This window comes from Nitrococcus sp. (genome assembly GCF_059432795.1).
Genome location: NZ_JBXWZQ010000138.1, coordinates 1 through 15,448 on the forward strand (window position 1 = coordinate 1; position 15,448 = coordinate 15,448).

General features: G+C 63.1%; 11 protein-coding genes. 3 read left to right on the plus strand and 8 right to left on the minus strand.

The genetic code is table 11. From position 1 onward, the window contains the following. Positions 1-497: 497 nt before the first annotated feature. Complete coding sequence (locus AC52Q4_RS10275; protein WP_495536707.1) at positions 498-2,168, minus strand: APC family permease; 1,671 nt, start codon at positions 2,166-2,168, stop codon at positions 498-500. A 338-nt stretch (positions 2,169-2,506) separates the two neighbouring features. Here AC52Q4_RS10275 and AC52Q4_RS10280 point away from each other — a divergent pair, with 338 nt between their 5' ends. Further along, positions 2,507-3,379, plus strand: a complete 873-nt coding sequence (locus AC52Q4_RS10280) for an aldo/keto reductase (RefSeq protein WP_495536708.1) — start codon at positions 2,507-2,509, stop codon at positions 3,377-3,379. Between the two features lie 96 nt (positions 3,380-3,475). On the opposite strand, the gene corA is transcribed toward AC52Q4_RS10280, so the two are convergent. Then, positions 3,476-4,423 carry a magnesium/cobalt transporter CorA gene (gene corA / locus AC52Q4_RS10285; RefSeq protein WP_495536709.1) on the minus strand — a complete coding sequence of 316 codons (948 nt, stop codon included), beginning with the start codon at positions 4,421-4,423 and terminating at the stop codon, positions 3,476-3,478. A 178-nt stretch (positions 4,424-4,601) separates the two neighbouring features. On the opposite strand from corA, the gene AC52Q4_RS10290 reads away from it, so the two are divergent. Next, on the plus strand, positions 4,602-5,150 hold the full coding sequence (locus AC52Q4_RS10290) for an ATP-dependent metallopeptidase FtsH/Yme1/Tma family protein (RefSeq protein WP_495536710.1): 549 nt from the start codon (positions 4,602-4,604) through the stop codon (positions 5,148-5,150). A gap of 108 nt (positions 5,151-5,258) precedes the next feature. After that, positions 5,259-5,594, plus strand: a complete 336-nt coding sequence (locus tag AC52Q4_RS10295) for a hypothetical protein (RefSeq protein ID WP_495536711.1) — start codon at positions 5,259-5,261, stop codon at positions 5,592-5,594. A gap of 197 nt (positions 5,595-5,791) precedes the next feature. Here the strand turns inward: AC52Q4_RS10295 and AC52Q4_RS10300 are convergent, their stop codons facing one another. From AC52Q4_RS10300 to AC52Q4_RS10325, 6 genes are all read right to left on the minus strand, one after another. Then, on the minus strand, positions 5,792-7,996 hold the full coding sequence (locus AC52Q4_RS10300) for a TonB-dependent receptor (protein WP_495536712.1): 2,205 nt from the start codon (positions 7,994-7,996) through the stop codon (positions 5,792-5,794). A gap of 192 nt (positions 7,997-8,188) precedes the next feature. Next, the gene (locus AC52Q4_RS10305; RefSeq protein WP_495536717.1) at positions 8,189-9,484 is read right to left on the minus strand and encodes a type III PLP-dependent enzyme; all 1,296 of its coding nucleotides are present in this window, start codon (positions 9,482-9,484) and stop codon (positions 8,189-8,191) included. Next, positions 9,484-10,296: an HpcH/HpaI aldolase family protein gene (locus tag AC52Q4_RS10310; protein WP_495536713.1), complete on the minus strand. Its 813-nt coding sequence runs from the start codon at positions 10,294-10,296 to the stop codon at positions 9,484-9,486. The genes AC52Q4_RS10305 and AC52Q4_RS10310 overlap by 1 nt, the downstream gene beginning before the upstream one ends. After that, positions 10,296-11,873 (minus strand): IucA/IucC family protein, encoded by a 1,578-nt coding sequence (locus AC52Q4_RS10315; protein WP_495536714.1) that lies wholly within the window; start codon positions 11,871-11,873, stop codon positions 10,296-10,298. The genes AC52Q4_RS10310 and AC52Q4_RS10315 overlap by 1 nt, the downstream gene beginning before the upstream one ends. A 269-nt stretch (positions 11,874-12,142) precedes the next feature. Further along, the gene (locus AC52Q4_RS10320) at positions 12,143-13,963 is read right to left on the minus strand and encodes an IucA/IucC family protein (RefSeq protein ID WP_495536715.1); all 1,821 of its coding nucleotides are present in this window, start codon (positions 13,961-13,963) and stop codon (positions 12,143-12,145) included. Positions 13,964-14,068: 105 nt separating this feature from the next. Next, a complete protein-coding gene (locus AC52Q4_RS10325; protein WP_495536716.1) occupies positions 14,069-15,319 on the minus strand; it encodes an MFS transporter in 1,251 nt (416 codons plus the stop codon). Positions 15,320-15,448 lie beyond the last annotated feature (129 nt).

The window sequence follows — 15,448 nt, forward strand, 5'->3', positions numbered from 1 at the left end:
GGCTTTGCCGGGCAAGAAGTCCTTGATCCGCTCCCATTGGTCGTCTCGTAGTACTCGCCGTTCCATCTGGCCAAGTCCATCAACAGCTTGGAACGGTAGTTTAAACTCAATTGTGAACACGTCCTAGTATTCTTTGTTTCCAATGAAATGCACCGCAGCTGGCGGCGCCGTTCAAACGCGGTTTTTTCCCGCGTTCCGCCCTAGCGGCGATCGCGCGAGATCGAGTCACGACGCTGGCCGTTGGAACGCTGCAATGCGGAATGGGTCCAACAGATGAAGGTTGTGCGCGCGCCAACGCGCTGTGCAACCACCATTTCCGCAAACGAAGGCTAAGCTTATGAACAATATCATTTATCTTGTCGGACTCGTCGTCATCGTAATCGCGATACTGGCATTTATCGGGGTGCTGTGAGACTCGAGTCTCCGGGCTGAGGCGTGGCTTGGAAGCGAACGCCTGAATTACTTTTCCGTCCAGGCCTCGCCGATGACAGCGAACGCTAACCGCCCACGGGTTCCTGCAGATGCTCCGCGACCCGTGCGTTGGGCAGGCGCAGCGCTACGGCCAACCACAGGATCACGCCGGAGAATAGCGCAAGCGCACACGCGGAGCCCGCGGAACCGAGCACGCCCAGGTTGCCTGCCCCTTGGGCCGGATCCGGATAAGTACCCAACCAGCTGATCACCATCAGGCCGACCAACCATACGATAACCCATGAGCCGGACCGCCATTCGAGATGCGGGGTCTTGTCCCCGTAGCGGATCTCATGAACGGCCAACACGATGTAACCGATCAGTACCGCGAGCAAAAGTTTCCAAATCGTCGCCCAGCCGGACCAATAAACAATGAGATTGGAGGACAGGAAAGCCAGGTAAGCCAGAACAGTGGCGGCCGGTAGGCGGAATGGCCGATGTTGGTTCGGCAACTGGCGGCGCATCGCCAGCAGCGCGGGCGGTCCGGAGCCGAACGAGAGCACCGCCGCCGAGGTGACAAAGCCGACCAGTTTCTGCCAGCCGGGGAAGGGCAACAGGAAAATCGTGCCCGCAATGAAAGTAACGATCAGGCTGACCCAGGGGACACCGTGCCCGTTGACCTTGGCGAGTGAGCGCGGCGCGTTGCCGTTGCGGCCCATGGCATAGGAGATGCGCGCCGTGACCGTTGCGTAGATCAGCCCGGTATCGGCCGGCGAAACGAAGGCATCGATGTAGAGCAGCACGGCGAGCCAGCTCAGCCCCATGACTGTTGCGAGTGCCGCCAACGGACCGTAGGTTGTGGCAATCTGGTCGAGCCCGCTGGCGAAACCGCTGCCGATGCTCGCCCAGCCGTTGGCCAGCGCTTGCGGCGGCAGCGCACCGATGAACGCCAGTTGCAGGGCGACGTAAATCACGCCCGTGATCAATACGGAGCCGATGATGGCGATCGGCACATTGCGGTGCGGGTTGTGGGATTCACCGGCGAGCTCGATTCCCTGGCGAAAGCCCAGAAACGAGAACACGATGCCGGCCGAGGCGATGGATGAAAAGACACCCGCCCAACCGAACGGCATGAAGCCGCCGGTTTCAGCGCGCGTCAGGTTACCGCCATGAAAGACGGTCACCAGGAACATCACGATGACCAGCACGATAATGAACAGCTTCCACCATACCAACGCATTGTTCAGCCGCGCGAACCAGCGGATGCCGACGGCGTTGATCAGGCTGAACAACGCCAGCATTCCAACCGCCACGGCGAAACCGGCACCCGTCAGCACCGGCACGCCCTCCTCCAGGCGTTGCAGCCACGGCACGTAGTTGGTCGCATATTGCAGCGCCGCCAGCACCTCGATCGAGGTGGTCGAAGCCACGGCCAGCCAGGTGATCCATCCCAGTGTGTAACTGGCGAAGGAGCCGAAGGCATAATGGGGAAACCGCACCACACCGCCGGATACCGGAAACATGGTGCCCAGCTCCGCATAGCAAAGACCGATCAGCAGAATCATCACGCCGCCAATGGCCCACGCCAGAACCGATGCGGGACCGGCGATCTGGGCGGCGCTGAGCGCTCCGAAGAGCCAGCCCGAGCCGATGATCGAACCGACGGCGGTGAATAGCAGACCCACAACGCCGACGTCGCGGCGCAATCGATCGTCGTCGGCCCCAGTGCGGCGCATGGTAGTGGCTGAATCTTGCATGCAATTCCCTCGACAATCGCAATGATGCGATACGCAACAAACCACCCCTGGCACGATGAACCGATCAGGGATCGGTATCGGCCACGCGCCTGGCGTGGTGACTGCCTAGTAGCAACCGCCGGGGGCCAGTATCATCACGTAAGCGCTTGCCGACAATAATCGAAGCGAATGAACCCTGCATGCCCGCACCAAAGACTATTTTGGGATGAAGCATTCACCGAGGGCAGCACTCAACTTCATCTGGGCCGCTCTAGTGTTCGGGCCGGATGAAGCCGGGCAGCCCCTTGCATTTTGATCGCTCCCGTGTTTCAGGTTTCCTCGCAATTTCGGAGACGGCCATGCCACGCGCCGATGTTGTACTGCCGGCAACCAATACCGAGCCCGCCATGCGTCTTCCCGCCATCGGCCAGGGCACCTGGCACATGGGCGAGAGCCGGACAACACGCGCCGCCGAAGTGCAGGCGCTGCGCCAGGGACTCGACCTCGGTCTGACCGTGATCGATACCGCCGAGATGTACGGCGAGGGGACCGCCGAAGCCATCGTCGGCGAGGCGCTGCAGGGCCGGCGTGACGAGGCGTTCGTCGTCTCGAAGGTGTATCCCTGGAACGCCGGGCGCGAGAGCGCCATCGCGGCTTGCGAGAACAGCCTCAAGCGGCTGAACACGGATAGGCTGGATCTCTATCTGCTGCATTGGCCCGGTAATATCCCGCTAACGGAGACCCTGGAAGCCTTCGAACGCTTGCTCGATCAAGGCAAAATCCGCCGATTCGGTGTCTCCAATTTCGATATCGACGATATGCAGACGCTCTTCGCCCTAGCCGGCGGCGAGCGCTGCGCGATCAACCAGGTGCTCTACCATCCGGGCTCGCGCGGCATCGAATACGCTGTGCTGCCCTGGCAGCGTAGGCACGCTCTTCCGACCATGGCTTATTGTCCGCTGGCGCAGGGCGGGAGCTTGCTGGAGCACCCCGATGTGCGTAGCGTGGCGCGCGAAGCCGGAGTCTCTACGGCGGAGGTGCTGCTCGCCTGGGCGATCCGACCCCATGCGCGGGGCGAGCGCGATGTCATTGCGATTCCCAAGGCGGTTCAGCCGGTTCATATCGCCGCCAACGCCGGGGCCATGGAGTTCGAGTTGCCGGACGATGCTCTGGCGCGTCTCGACGCCGCCTTTCCGCCGCCCACCCGCGGGGCTGCGTTGGATACTGTGTAGGCACTTTCGCCGGCGGTGCCACAAAGGGTCTCAAGGCCCACGAGAACGGGGACGTGGAGAGGTCATCATAACGGCTCCGGGCATCATCGAGCCCTCTCAGAGCCAGCCTTTACGCTTGAAATAGACGTACGGCGCCACGCCCGAGAGAAGCATGATCAGAACGGCAACCGGATAGCCCCACTTCCAGTCGAGCTCGGGCATGAAATGGAAGTTCATGCCGTAAATGCTCGCCACCAGGGTCGGCGGCAAAAACACCACGGCGGCAATGGAGAAGATCTTGATGATTTGATTCTGTTCGATGTTGCTGAAACCCATGGCCGCGTCCATCAAGAAGTTGACCTTTTCGAATAGAAAGGCGTTGTGCGGCAGCAGGGAGTCCAGGTCGCGCAGCTGCTCACGGATCCATTCGCGATTATCGGCATCCAGACGCCCCCGGCGCAGCAGAAAGGTCAGCGCGCGTTGGGTGTCCATCAGGCAGAGCCGAATCTTGCCGTTGATATCCTCCTGGCGGGTCAGCTCGTCGATGGCCTCCTCCAGATTGACGTTGGAGTCGGCAAGCACCATCGTGCTGACGTGCTCGAGATCGGTGTGCACCCGCTCCAGGCGATCGGCCAGATTTTCCACTTTCGTCTCGAAAAGGCCCAGCAGCAGCGAGATCTCATCCTCGGCGAGTCCCGGCTCCCGCCGCGCCCGCAGACGCAGTAGGCGAAACACCGAGAGATTGTGCTCGTGCAGCGTGATGAGACGCCCGCCGCTGACGATAAACGCCACAGTGGTGCTGACCGGCCGTGCGTCGATATCCTGCAGAAAAAGCGAGTGCACGTGCAATCCGTCCTGATCCTCGTAATACCGCGCACTGGCTTCGATTTCCTCGACATCGTCCGCGTCCGGAAGATCCTGCCGGTAAAGCGCTTCGACCTGTTCACGTTCGTCGTCACTCGGATCGGTCAAGTCAATCCAGAGCGCCCGGCGCAGGCTTCGCGCGTCGACCGATACCTGCAACGCCTTGAGCATTCCGTTATCCAGGGCGAATGCATTGAGCATGATTACCTCTCGCAGTCTGCGTGGCGACTTGCAAATCAGCCCGTCCGGGCCGCGCTCGGTGCCGGCCAAGTATACTGCCCCTTAGCAGCAACGAGGAAACGACGCCCGCCGCTCACCCTATGAATCAACCGTCGCCGACCCCAGGTCGTTTGCATTACCGAGGCACGGGAGAGCCTGAATGCCGCAATCAAGGCAGACGCAATCGCCGCGCGCCGGTTCACCACGACGTGGTTTCGTTTGGCGTGCGCTGATCGCGGTATTGGTTATCGTCATTGGGCTGGACTTGTATTGGCTCGGTTCGCGGCCCGAATCCGCCGTCACGGAGCTCACCTATTCCCAGTTCAAGCAGGAGCTGCGCTCCGGACACATTGCCAAAGTCACGCTGCAGGGCCAGAGCCTTCGCGGCTCGTTCACCGAAGACTACCGCAAAAGCGAAGGCAGCCCAGCACAAGCGAAATTCACCAGCACGCGGCCGCCGATCAGCGATCCCGAGCTCATGACGCTGCTGGAGCAGCATGAGGTCACGGTCGCCGCCGAATCCAGTGAGACCACCTGGTGGCAGCGCATGCTCATCGGCCTGCTGCCGTGGCTGCTGATCCTAGGCGTCATCATCTATTTCAGCGTGCGTATGCAAAAGCGCATGTCCGGCCAGGGCGGACCGTTCCGCTTCGCACGCTCCCAGGCGCGGCGCTACCGCGAGGCGAGCACGGGGGTCGCGCTGGGGTGACGTCGCCGTCGCCGGCGAGGCGAACGTGCCGTTTTACGACATAAGCGGCTCCGAATTCATCGAGACGTTCGTGGGTGTTGGCGTGGGCGCCCCGCGGGGGGACGCGATATGTTCCACGCGGCAACAAAAGAGGTTCCGGCTACCGAATGGGGCATGAACCCGAAGCTCGGTGCAGCCGCCTTCCCGCGCGGGGAGGCGCAACCGTTCCTGGGCCGCGAAATCACTCAGCCGCAGAATTTCAGCGAGCACACCGCGGAGCGCATCGACCAGGAGATCTGTCGCTTGTTGGGCGAAATCGACGAGCGTGTCCGACATCTGCTAAAGGACAACCGGGACCGCTTGGGCGCGCTCGCTGAGCTTCTTCTGGAGCAGGAGACGGTTGAAGCCGAGGGATTGCGCCGACTGTTCGAGACGACGCCGCCCGCCGTCGCGACACGGCGGTGAACGGCAGACAAGCCGTCGCTCGGAATAAACGCAGATCGCAGCGTCTTGAGCCAACCGCCCGGCGGATGCGGATTGCTGTCAGTTACCCGGGCGCGCCCAGGTCGCGCCTCCCTGCACGACCGCTCGGACGGCCCGGCGGCTCGGAGTGCCTCGCTTCCCGCAGGCCCCGCACCGATCGCCTCGGCTCTGCCGCATTGCTACCATTTGAACGTATAGGCAGCACGCAGCATCGCTCCACGCGCGGCAATATGGCTCGTATTGGACCCGCTGCGCAGAATCTGTCCGAATACCGTGTGGTATTGATTGTTCAGCAGATTCTCGATGCCGACGCTGAGGGTACCGGGGCCGACGGCAAAGCGGTTGTAGAGATCGACCACCGTGTAATCTTTCACCTTGCGCGAAGCAAACGCGCCGGGAGTGTCTTTGAAAGCGTCGTTTCGGTTGCCCGAATAAAGCGCCTGCAGGCGCACGTTCCACCAGTGGTAGGGGCTGTACTCCACGTAGCCGGTCAGCTTGATCGGCGGAATGCGCGTGCCGTTCAGAGCGATATCCCTGCCGGGATTGCTCGGATCCTCGCGTTGACCCTCGAGCCAGGTGAAGGTACCGCCGACTCGCGCACTGGGCACGAAGGCGTAATCCATGCTCGCCTCCACGCCGTAGATCTTCTCCTGCGTGCGCTGCTGGACGAGCGAGAAATTCTGGATCGTGATCCGACCCTGGTCGGACTCGCTGTAGAACGCCGCGACGTTCGCGTTGAAGCCGCCCCAGCGACCGCGCACGCCGACTTCGTAGTTATCGGTGATCCGCGGATCCAGATTGGAATTGCTGGTGGTGAAGCCCGCCGGCGCGTTGCGCAGCTGCAGGCCGATATCCGGCAGCTCGAAGGCCTGCGAATAGTTCGCGTAGAAATCCATGGCATCGGTGGCAAGCAACACCGCGCCGGCATTGAAGGTGGTTTCCGAGTAGTCGAGATTCCCGCCGTCAATCGCATTGCCCTGTCCGAGCGTGGTGTAGTCACCGAAGCTGACGTCGACCCACTCGTGGCGCACGCCGCCGCGCAGGATGAGCCAATTCGTCGGCATGAGCTCCGCCTGGGCGAAAACGCCCTTAGACTCGGTCGTGGTAAGCGGCACGAACGTGCGTTTCTCGTCGGTCACGACGAATCGCCGGCCATCCGAGCCATCGAAGGCCGCGCCGTCGAAGAGGCGGGCCGGCTGCTCGGTTTTCTCGTGGTTGAAGTCGGCGCCCCAGAGCAGCTTTGCCCCCAGTGACTGAAGCGGTGTGATCGGCGTGTCGAAGGTGAGTCGCCCGCCGTAGACCTCGGAGTCCACGAACGTCTGGGCAATGGCATTCCAGCCCGAAAACGGCCGACCGTCGAAGGGAAAGAACCGAGTCTGATAGTTACGGTAGTAGACTTGGGAGCGGACTTTGCTGCCGAGAAGATCCTCCTTGCTGTAGTTGAGATTGACGATGAGATTCTCCCGCCCCGTCTGCTTGTCGAGTTGCAGTCCATCCAGGGCCTGCGCCTTCACCGCGCCGTCGGGGAAAGCGTTGACCGCCGGGTCGGAGACAAAGTCGGAATCCTGCTCGGCCCGCAAATAGCTCGCCATCAGCTGAAGGCGCTGATCGCCGAAATCGTAGCCAACCTTGCCAAGCAGATCCACGGTTCCGGTATCCGATAATCCGCCCTGACTCGGTTCCGGCGGAATGCGGTCGCCTTCGGCATCGAAAAAGCCCTGCGTTTGCCGGCCGAGCAGCGAGACCATGTAGTCCACGCCGCCGGACTTGCCGCTGAGCTTTTGCTGAAGACGGCCGCCGAGCGCGTCGTCGTCAAACTCGGTCAAGCTGCTGTCGACGCCGAACGTGGTCTCGAAAACCGGCGCGCCGGCCTCGCCCTTGAGCGTGTTGATGTAGATGATGCCGCCTGCAGCCCCGCCGCCGTAGATGGAGCTGCCGCCATGGACCACCTCGATGCTCTCGATATTGGACGGCGAGATATTGAACAGGTCGCGCGAGCCGTTGCGGTTCGTCTGCATCGGGACACCGTCGATGAGCACCAGCACATCCCGCCCGCGCAGATTCTGTTGCGAATTGGTCAACGTCTGGCTCGACGGCGCCATGCCCGGCACCATCTTCGCCAGAATGTCGCCGAGACTGTCGGCGGCCTGCCGCTGCTGTTTGATCTCCTCCCGGGAAATGACCGTCACATTGCGCGATTGAGTGTCCTGCGCGCCACTGAAGCGCTCGGCGGACACATCGATCTTGGGTACGTAAACAGTACCGCCGTCTTCGCCGGTTTCCTGCGCGGAGACCGGCGAGCCAAGCGTCGCGGCGACAGCCGTAGCCGTGCAGCAGGTCAGCGCGTAAAGTCTGCCCCGACGCGCCGAATCGAACATAGACATAGATTAGCCCCCATGAAGCCAATGAACCGAAACGCGTCTTTGTAATCGAGGGAAATACAAATGTCAACGATAACGATTCTTAATTATTTTTCTGGTGCTCGGTTCCTCTTTGCCCGCCGCTGTACTCCGTCAGTTCATCGACCATCACCTGGCCCTGGAATGACCCTTCGTAGGCGCTCGGGGATCGCCGCGTCAGGGGCTTTTTGAGAGATGAAGCTCGGTGCGGCAGAGACTCTCCCGCGAGGGAGTCGGGTAGCCGCAACCCGTGCCCGTTGCCGCACCCTGCCCATGCAGTGCCTTCCCGTCGAGAAATACCAGCTCGGGATGGGGGTGGCTGAGAAAATCGTGATGGGAGATATGCCAGCCGTAAGCGCCCGCCAGCTCGAACGCGACCACGTCGCCCACCCGCAACTGTTTGACCGGCACTTGCCGAGCCAAAATATCCTTCGGCGTGCACAGCTCGCCGGCCAAGGTCACCGGACTGTTAGTGATTCCTGGTCGGGAAAAGGGATATGGCCAGTCCTGCACTGGCAGTACGTGAAAGGGATGGCTGTGTGCCCAGGAAGCCGGCAGCCGGAAGTGATGGGTTCCACCGCGCAGCAGGGCGAACACCTCGCCGTGATTGCATTTGATGTCTACCACCTCGGCGAGGTAGTGGCCGCAGAAAGCGGCGAAGTAACGCCCCGACTCGAACTGCAAAGGATACCCCGGGCCCTCGCTGCGCAGCAGCCGATCGAGGCCGCGGGCAAAGCGCTGCAGCGGAAATTGCGCCCATGTGTCAGCGTAGTTCACGCCCAGACCGCCACCGACGTTCAAAACACGGGGCACGATGTCGAACGCACGCGCCCAGCCATTCACAAGCTGCAAATAGGCCGCGATGTTCTCCAGATGGGCCTCGGCGTCGAGCACGTTGGAAAGGGCATGAATATGAAAGCCGTCCAGGCGCAGAGCGGGGAGCGTGCGCGCCAGGCGGATCGCCTCGGGCACCTGCTCCGGGTCGAGTCCGAACTGGGTCGGTGCTCCGCCCATTCGCAGCGTGGCCTCGGACAGCCCCCCGCCGCTGGGATTGACCCTCAGCAGGATCGGCAAAACCGCCCCCTGGCGCTGTGAGACGTGGCCGGCCAGCCGCAGCTGATGCAGACTCTCGACATGCAAGCGCTCGACTCCATGGTAAAGCGCCGCGAGGATATCGGCCTCGGTTCGCGCCGGTCCGCCCATGATGATCCGCACCCCACCCGCTGCTTGGCGCACGGCTTCGATCTCCCCGCGTGAGGCCACCTCGAAGCCGTCGACGAGAGGCGCCAGCGTGGCGAGAATCTGCGGTTCGACATTGGCCTTGACGGCATAGAAGAGTTCCGCCTCGGCCGGCAAAGTCGATCGCACCGCGCGCGCATGCACGGCGAGAGCGGATAGATCGTAGAGGAAGGCGCAGACCGGCGTGGCATCACGGGACTTGCGCTCGTTGACGAAAGCGGCGAGTTGCTCCATCAAGCGTCGGCTTCCTTGTGGGATGGATGATCCTGGGCGCTGATCGCCGAACGGGCCTCGGCCAGGCGGTCGCGAAAGGCGCGGTAGGCGATACCGCGATCGTCGCCGAGGACAAAGGCGGCGACACCGCGGGCGCGCCAGGTGGCGTAATCCGCCGGCGTCCGGGGCACCGCACAAAACGCCACACCCTGTTCCTGCGCCACCTGTTGCACCTGCATCAGTGCCTCGCGGACTTCCGGGGCACGCGTCTGCCAAGGCTTACCCAGCGACTGCGAGAGGTCCGCCGCGCCTTCGATGATGAGATCGATACCCGGTGTCGCGGCAATCGCCTGGGCGTTGCGCACCCCCTCGGTGTCCTCGATCATCGCCGCGACCAACACCTGCTCGTTGGCAAAGCGGATGTAGTCCTCGAGCGGCATGCGGCCAAAGCCGGCGGGCCGGCCGGCGTTCAAGCCGCGATGCCCGTGCGGATGGTAGCGGCACATAGCGGCGCACTCCGCTGCTTGGGACCCGCTTCGCACCCGCGGCAGGACGACGCCCCGAGCGCCGGCGTCCAACACCTGAACGATCATCTGGCAGGGGGCTTGCGGCACCCGCACCAGAGAGATCAGATCCGCCGCGTCGGCCGCGCGGATCAAATGCTCCAGGCGCTCCGGATTGGTCAAGGTGTGCTCGGCATCCAGGATCACGAAATCAAAACCCGCGGCGGCGATCATCTCCACGACCAGCGGCGCGGGTGTCGAGCAGAACAACCCGAACAGGGGGCCGCCCTTGTCCTTCAGCGTTTGCTTCAAGGTATTCTCGAGTAGCATCAGGCAACTCCTCGCAGCCGTGCCTGAGCCGCATGCAGCGGATTGGGCACGTGGTGGACGCGTACCTCGTTTTCCGGAAACAAACGCCGTTTGGTGAGCTGCTCCACCGCGACCGTAGGCGCGAAGAAATCGAGCCTGTCGAACCGAGCCGCGAGGTCATCGCAAAGACCATCGCGATAGTCGATCAGAACCCTTACGACGATCTCCCAGAAGCTGGCCTCAGGCAGAGCGTAGCGGGTTTCCAGCAACCCCGCGGTTTCCGAGAGGTTGACGAAAAACAGGGCGTCCTGGACAAAATCCCGCAGTTCGTCCGGATTGTCAGTTTCGATGTATGAATTGCGGTTAACCCGGGCGTGGCGCTCCGGCGTTGGCTGCAGGTCCGGCATCCGCTCGGGCGCCGTGAGCGTCGCCCGAGCGAAGCGGATGCCGTCGTGGAAATCCTTGAGCGCCACCCGGCTCGGCCAGCCCTCGCGGTGAATGAGCACCATATTCTGGGCGTGCGACTCCAGCGCGATGCCGTGAGCCACGAGGAAATGCACCACCGGGGGCACGCTCACTTCCAGCAGCCGCCTCAGCCAGCGCACGACACCATACTGAGCGACCCAGTCCGCAATATACGGCTGGCCGTCGACGTCGATATGCGCCAGAGCATTGAACGGCGCGGCCGCCTCCCCGGATTCGATGAAGCGGTGTAGGCTCTCTCGCCAAATGCATGCCAGCGCGCCGCAAGTGCACGCCTGCGGATCATTTTCCGGTATATGATCCACGACCGTTCCCATCACCTCGCCCAACAACACCGTGGCGTGATGGCGCAAATACTGGTCTTCGGCGGCCAGCGTTTTCAGCCAATCGCTTATCGGTGCCGCGTTGCGCACGGTGTGCGGCGCCAACGTGCGCGCCGTGGACGTATTACGAATGCTCAACGCCAATTTCAAGGAGGGCGCCGCCGGCGCCGCCACATCGGCCAAGGTCCGGACCGACTGCTGCGCGGCGTAGCGGCGCGCGCCGACTCCGAGGTGAATAACCCGTCCGTCCGCCAGCTCTGCCGCAAAGCTAGGCAAGACCACCGCCTGCCACTGCCAGGGGTGCACAGCCAGGAGGTGATAATCCTCGGGCCGCGCCCCAAAAGCCGCCACAACCGCCTCGAACTCCGCTTGCTCAGTGCCGAGGCTGGCCGCGAGCAGGGACACCGGGGTGTAGCGCTGCGAGACGACAGTCGCCGCGAGCTCCCGATGCACCGCCAGCCAGACCGGAGAGACGCATGCGCCGAACTCCGGTCCGAAAGCCTGATTGTCGGCCGGAGTGAAGCCAATGCGCGACTTGTAGCAAGGATGGTAGGGATGGCCGTCGGGCAATCGGCTTTCCACTGCGTCGTAGTCGGCCCGGCGCAGGAGCTCCGGCCCCCGGGCGGCTTGAGCTAGGGCATCGTTGCAATGGGTTCGTGCCAGTTCTTCGACGAACCGGTGCAGATGGAAATCGTCGCAGCCTAGAATTGGCTGTATCTCCCGAAGAAAGCAAGGCAGCGAATCGGCCTCTGCGACCCCCGCGCAGCTCTCGCGCAGAAGCGCATCCTCCATTCGCAATCGCCCGAAGCTCGCCCTTATCCGAACGCGACATCGGTAATACACCGGCTGCCCTTCACAGTCGTGTCCGGCAAAGCTCAGGGTCCGCCAGCTCGAATGGGGCTCGAACCGCTCGTGTGTGGGGCTGAGAACGCCTTCGTAAACGAGGCTTTCGATCAGCTGGCGAAACAGCCGGCGACGCACTGTGGCATATGCAGCCGGATCGACAACGGCGAGCGGACCACGCGCCCGCGCAGGATGTTCGGACGGCGCTGAGTTCGGCCTCATGCGTGCTCCCCTCTGTGCAACGGATTGGGGATATCGACGTAGAGCGGACGTTCGCCACGACGGCGGAAACAGCTCAACAGGTTGGCCTTGGCCGGCATGCTCGCGGCGTGAAATAGATCGTCCAGGTATTCCCGGGCCGCATCACCCAGACTTTTCTTTGCCTGCTGGAGGACGCTGTGCACGCGGCACCAGAGCAGCGCCTCCGAGGCCGGACCGAATCGGGCCAGCACCGCGACCAGATGTCCCAAGTGATTAACCACCGCATAGTATTTGAACCGATGCCAAGCCTCGCTCGTGTCGTAAATGGCGGGGCTGTCAGGCGCAAGACCTTCCAGGATGCCGGCGCGATGGCTTATCTCACGGGCGAGGCTGACCCCCTCCAGATCTCGCACATAGGCAAGCGCCGGCCAACCGGCATCCAGCACGATCATGCTATTTTGCACATGAGCTTCCAGGCTGATCCCGGTTTCGACAAACAGCCGCAGCGCGGGTATCAGGAAGGTCTCGGTGTAACTCGCCACCCAATCCGCCGCGAGTGCGGCATCGAGATGCCGGCCGGCTTGACCGGCGGCATGCTCCAGCGCCTTGATAACTGCCGGGGCACCGCAGCGTGGCTCAACCTCAAGCAGTCCGGCCACTACCATGGGACGGCCGTGCATACGCCCTGAGGGAGCTTCCCGCACAAGGAAGCCGAAGCTACCGGACAAAGTGGGGCTGGCATCGCGCTGAGGGCTTTCGGCGCGAACCGTCCGATAACCCCATTCGGCAAGCACACGCAACCGCCCGAAACGCCCGTCCGGCTGTGCCGCCCGGACCGCTCGCGCCGCATCGATGCTGCGCTGCATTTGCTCCGGTGGATTGATGCGCAGGAAATTGGTGATGTGCACGTTGAGGCCGAGCTTGAGGAATAGCTCGACGCTCGGACACCACACGGTGCGCACCGACGAGGTGGGGAACACCGCAGCCCCACTCTCGCCTAAATCCATCAGCGCGCCGGCTTTGGTCAGGGAGATCGTCTCGGGTTGGCGGCGCAGATAATTGGCCTGCCAGGGGTGGCAGGGAATGAGCCGTCGATCCGCGCCGAGACCACGAGCCGCGGACCCGGACAGCTCACGCAGTAGTTGCTCGGCGCGCAGCCCATGTTCGCTGTCCAGAAATGACTCTTCGAGACAAGAACGCTTGGCCGCGAAAAAGACCAAGGCAAACTCCGCTCCAAGCTCCGGGGCGTATCGTCGCAGATCGGCGTCATCGAAGCCTTGGGCGCTCTTGGCCATGGGATGAAAAGGATGGCCAAAGCGAAGCGCCTGTTCCGCCGCGCACATGGGTCGCGCCGAGTTCGGATCGAGCTCGCTGCCCCGCCCGCTCAGCGCATGAGCGGCATAGACACGTCCGCGTGCGATACCGTCCTCGATCCGCTTGCGGAAAGTGATGGCATTCACGTCGCCTCTCTCTTCACCCTCACGAGCTAGCGTGGCAGCGACCAACGGTCCGGCGAGCTGCTCAGCGGATAGCAAAGGTTCAGCTCGTTCAGCGACGCTGTCCCAAAGCCAGAGCGTGTCGCCGTAGGCATGTAAGCCCACGCGCGAGAACACCTTTAACGTCCCGACCACCGACACCCTCTCTGCCCGTAAATCGGCGACGAAGGCATCGCTGTTGCGGGGCAGCGCTCCCGCAAGGCCCGGGAAACAGCGCGCCAGCTCCACCCGGGAGATACGCGGGTCGACGATTCCGGTTTCACGGAGCCAACTATTCAGCAGGCGCTGGATCGCTTCGCGGTCCGCGACGGCGTGCCCGCTCATCGTGTTTTCGACAGCCATTGTGGTCATGCGCGTGGCCTCGAGAATTCAGGCGTAGAAGTAAAAGCTCGCCGGGTCCGCTCGACCCGCCAGCTCGTGATTAGTATCGCCCCCGGACCGTGCACGTCAGCGGGCGCGGAGATCGGCCGAGTCCAAAGAGGGTTTTACATGGCGGTTGCTCGTATTAGAGCCCGCTGCAGACACCGGCAATACATTCCTCGCGCGCACAACGATCAGCGCTGCGCCGAGAAATAGAATCGCGGCAAACCACAGAGCGGCCGCCGCACCAGTCATGGGCAGCAACGCCGCTGCCGCGGCGGGCCCCAAGACCTGACCGCCCGTCAGCGCGCTGTTGGCAAACCCCAGGGCACGGCCGCGCATTTGCGCCTCTACCCGCCGGTAGACGAGAAAGAACACCGTCTGCGCGGTGCCGGCGAGAAAAAAGCCTTGCAACAAGCGCAACGCAATCAGCTCGCCGGCATCGCTTACCAGAGGCTGAATGGCTATGGCTAGCGCGCACCCGGCGGCAGCGGCAACCAAAGTGGCGTGGGCACCGCCGCGGTCGTTGCGTCGTCCCCACCAAGGAGCTGCCATCAACGCGGCACACCAGCCCGCACTGTGCGCGAAGCCGACAAACGTAGCGGCGTCCTGCGCCATGATCCCCCGCCCCATGGCCGCAAAGGCCGGCAGAGCGGCAAAGGCTGCAGCCTGGGTGAGTGCGCCTGCGGCGACGATGGACATCAGCCCTGGTGTTGCCAAAAACTCCCGTAGCGGCAGACGGGCCGCATTTGCGCCAACGGACGCGGCGGAACCGTCATCAAAGAGCCGCCGCGCGGCTAATGCACAAAGCGCTGTTCCCACCGCAGTGGCCCAGAGCAGCAATGCGGGATCGGCATGGTCGAGCAAGTAACCGCCTACCAGCGGCCCGAGCACGCAAGCCGCCGCGACCGCGCTCTGCAACGTGCCCAGGGCGCGCCCCCGGCTCAGCTCGGGCGCTCGCGCCGCCACGCAGGCGGTTAAAACCACGGTCATACCGCTTGCTCCCTGGAGCAGACGGGCGATCAAAAAGCACTCCACCGACCAACCCACCGCCATCAGGGCCATACTGAGAGCGAACACGCCAAAGGCGAGGCTCACGGTATGCCGCCATGGCAAACGATCACAGCGCCCACCCCACCAAGGCGCGGTAAGCAAGACGGTGAGGCCAGGCGCCGCCAGTGCAAGCCCGCCCCAAAAATCCGGGTGCAGATTGCCCCCAGGAAGCCGCGCCACGTATAAAGGCATCAGCGGCACCAGCGTCATCAGCCCTAAGGTAGCCAGAAACTGGCCACTCCAGAGCAAGGAAAATTGCGGCCACCATCGCGATGACGCGCTCATGACCGCACGTTCCAAGCGCAATGACGAAAAGGATTCGGCACATCTCCCAGGCTGCTCGGCATACCTGTAGTGGTGCGCGACTGGGCGAGCAGCGGCGTGAGAAGCAATTTGCTAGGCCATTCCCTGGCA